This window comes from Mycobacterium sp. shizuoka-1, from assembly GCF_002723835.1.
Lineage (GTDB): Bacteria > Actinomycetota > Actinomycetes > Mycobacteriales > Mycobacteriaceae > Mycobacterium.
This window is the reverse complement of sequence record NZ_BEWG01000130.1, coordinates 1-3,197: the sequence shown is the minus strand read 5'-3', so window position 1 is coordinate 3,197 and position 3,197 is coordinate 1. Positions and strand designations below refer to the sequence as shown.

Below are 3,197 nucleotides of genomic sequence, written 5' to 3'. Positions count from 1 at the left end.
GGCCATGGCCGCGCCGACGAACCCGCCGGGCCCGGCCAGGTAGCGGTCCACCGCCTTGTAGAACAGTTGCTCCTTGGAGCCGAACTCGGCATACAGACTCCGCCGGTTGACCCCCGTGGCTGATGTCAGGTCGCTGATCGACACCCCGTCATAGCCGTGCTCCCAGAACAGGGTCATCGCCTTGTCGAGAACGTCCTCAGGATTGAACTCGCGGGGCCGTCCCATCGCCATCCGATCACCTCCTGTGATCCGCGCCACAGTCTGGAATGTGGCGGTGCGTCAGCGGCTTTACCTGATCATACTTAGTAACCGATCGGTTCGAAAGTCCCGATCCAGATGAAAGAGAGCGACCAATGACCACCACTGACACCGCCACCACCAACACCGTGCGCCCGCTGGCCGGGCGGCGAGCGTTGGTCACCGGCGGATCCCGCGGGATCGGCGCGGCCACCGTAGCCCGCCTGGCCGCTGACGGCGCGGCTGTCGCGTTCACCTACCACTCCTCACCCGAGCAGGCCGACAAACTCGTCGCCGAAGCCTCCGCGTCCGGTGCACAGGTCGTGGCGATCCGCGCCGACAGCGGCAACGTGGAGGCGATCACCTCCGCGGTGGAGCAGACCGTGACCGCGCTCGGCGGGCTCGACATCCTGGTCAACAACGCCGGCGTGGCCCATGGTGCGCCGATCGAAGAGTTCCCGCTCGAGGAGTTCGATCGCCTGATCGCGGTCAACGTGCGCGGGGTGTTCGCCGCCGTCCGCGCCGCCGTGCCGCACCTGGGCTCCGGTGGGCGGATCATCACCATCGGCAGCGTCAACGCCGACCGCGTCCCGGTGCCCGGCATCTCGATCTACTCCACCACCAAAGCGGCCGTCGCGGGCCTGACCCGCGGCCTGGCCCGCGAACTCGGCCCCCGCGGGATCACCGTCAACAACGTCCAGCCCGGTCCCACCGCCACCGACATGAACCCCGACGAAGGCGACTTCGCCGACCACATGCGCAGCCTCACCGCACTCGGACGTTACGGCCAACCCGCCGATATCGCCAGCGCCGTGGCCTATCTCGCGCTGCCCGAGGCCGGATTCGTCACCGGCGTCACCTGGAACATCGACGGCGGCTACACCCTCTAACCGCGTCTTACCCGCCAGCCCCGAGAGGACACCGGCACATCATGACCGACATCGTATTCATCCACGGCCTGTGGATCGCCCACAGCGCGTGGCAACCGTGGATCGACCACTTCGCCGAACACGGCCACCAGGGGGTCGCGCCCGCATGGCCGGGGGAAGCCGACACCGTCGCCGCAACCCGAGAAAACCCCGCGGCGCAGGCAGGATTCGGCATCGACGATCTCACCGAGCACTTCGCCGGAATCGTCAAGCAATTCGACACCCCACCAGTTGTCATCGGGCATTCCTTCGGCGGCCTGATCGCCCAGAAACTGCTGGGACAGAACCTGGTCGCCGCCGCGGTGGCCATCGACCCCGCCCCCATCAAAGGAGTCAGACCTCTCCCAGTCGCCCAGCTCCGCTCCGCATTCCCCGTGCTGGGCAACCCGCTCAACCGTGGCCGTGCCAAAGCCTTGAGTGTCAGCCAGTTCCGCTACGGCTTCGGAAACGCCCTCACCGCAGCCGAATCCGACCAACTGTGGGAAAAGTGGGCCATCCCCTCCCCGGGCAAGCCGCTGTTCGAGGCCGGACTGGCCAACTTCACCCCGAATTCGCCAGCAAAGGTCGACACCGCCAACGCCACCCGGGGTCCGCTGCTGATCACCGCCGGCACCGCCGACCACACCGTGCCCCACGTCAGCGCCAAGGCGGCCTTCAAGCAGTACGCGAAATCGACGGCTATCACCGAGTTTCACGAATTCGACGGCCGCGGGCACTCCCTGACCATCGACCACGGCTGGCGCGACGTCGCCGACACCACCCTGGCCTGGCTGGCCTCCCACAACATCACCGGAAAGTAGGACACCCACATGAAGATCGGATTCATCGGCGCCGGCAACATCGCCCAAGCCGTCGGAACGCAGCTGGCCGCCGTCGGCCACGACGTCACCATCAGCAACAGCCGCGGCGGCGACACCCTGGCCGCACTCGCCGCACCACTGAGCCTGACCGCCGGCACCGTCGCCCAGGCCGCCGACCACGAGGTGGTCTTCCTGGCCGTCCCATGGGGCAAAGTGCCCGCCGCACTGGACGCGGCGGGTGACCTCACCGACCGCATCCTGGTCGATACCACCAACCCGCTGGAAGCCCCCACCTTCACCAAAGCCGACCTCGGCGGGCTGACCTCCAGCGAAGTCATCGCCAACCTCGCCCCCACCGCGCAGGTGATCAAGGCGTTCAACCACATGACCCCGGAAAGCTATGCAGACGGACCTGTCGTCTCCGGCGGCCGAAAACTGCTCTTCCACTCCAGCGACCACCCCGACGCGCACACCGTCATCGCCGCACTCATCGAGTCGCTGGACTACACACCGATCAACCTCGGTACCCTCGCCGGCGGTGGAGCGCTCCACGAATTCCCCGGCGGCCCACTGCCCGCCAGAACCTTCATCGAATACATCCCGACCAGCTAGGACACAACAGAGATGACCGACAACCGTGAGGTCTTCAAAGACCTGGTCCGACGCAACACCGAGCAAGTCCAAGGCGGCGGCGACTTCACCGTGTTCGACGAACTGTTTGCCGACGGCTTCACCGACCACACACCTCAACCCGGCATCACCCCCGACAAAGAAGGTGTCCGAGCCCTCTACACCGGATTACGCACAGCGTTCCCGGACCTGCACGCCGAAATCCACTGGCAGACAGTCGACGACGATAAAGTCACCACCTTCAAGACCTACCGTGGCACCCACCACGGAGAATTCCTCGGCATCGCCCCCACCGGCCGACCCATCTCGTTTGACACCGTCGATGTCTTCCGAGTCCACAACGGCCAACTCACCGACCACTGGGGAGTAGCCAACCTCCTCGGAGTCCTCATCCAACTCGACTCACTACCCGGCCAAACAACCCTCTGAAACGCCGCGGACGACAGTCGCAAGACCAATTGAACTTGGGTCACCCAGATACCGCAGCCAGGTAATCGATCTCGGCCACGATGCCAGCGGTCAGTGCCGACCCACAGAAGTGGAGCCACGGGGAATCGAACCCCGATCTGAGCCTTGCAAAGGCCCCGTTCTACCGTTGAAC

Annotated in this window: 5 protein-coding genes; 4 read left to right on the top strand and 1 reads right to left on the bottom strand. The window is 65.7% G+C overall.

Annotated features, from left to right (window positions below; all coding sequences use genetic code 11):
* Window positions 1–231, bottom strand: a 231-nt coding sequence (locus tag MSZK_RS30375; RefSeq protein WP_142390035.1) for a TetR/AcrR family transcriptional regulator, incomplete at its 3' end; no start/stop codon positions are given.
* A gap of 122 nt (window positions 232–353) precedes the next feature.
* Between MSZK_RS30375 and MSZK_RS30370 the strand changes: the two genes are divergently transcribed.
* Genes MSZK_RS30370 through MSZK_RS30355 form a run of 4 tightly spaced genes read left to right on the top strand, consistent with a single transcriptional unit; the run spans window position 354 to window position 3,025 of the window.
* Complete coding sequence (locus MSZK_RS30370) at window positions 354–1,127, top strand: 3-oxoacyl-ACP reductase family protein (protein ID WP_024452489.1); 774 nt, start codon at window positions 354–356, stop codon at window positions 1,125–1,127.
* Between the two features lie 41 nt (window positions 1,128–1,168).
* Window positions 1,169–1,966, top strand: a complete 798-nt coding sequence (locus tag MSZK_RS30365; protein ID WP_024452488.1) for an alpha/beta hydrolase — start codon at window positions 1,169–1,171, stop codon at window positions 1,964–1,966.
* Between the two features lie 9 nt (window positions 1,967–1,975).
* The gene (locus MSZK_RS30360; protein WP_024452487.1) at window positions 1,976–2,578 is read left to right on the top strand and encodes an NADPH-dependent F420 reductase; all 603 of its coding nucleotides are present in this window, start codon (window positions 1,976–1,978) and stop codon (window positions 2,576–2,578) included.
* 12 nt (window positions 2,579–2,590) lie between these two features.
* Window positions 2,591–3,025: an ester cyclase gene (locus MSZK_RS30355; protein ID WP_024452486.1), complete on the top strand. Its 435-nt coding sequence runs from the start codon at window positions 2,591–2,593 to the stop codon at window positions 3,023–3,025.
* Window positions 3,026–3,197: the final 172 nt, after the last annotated feature.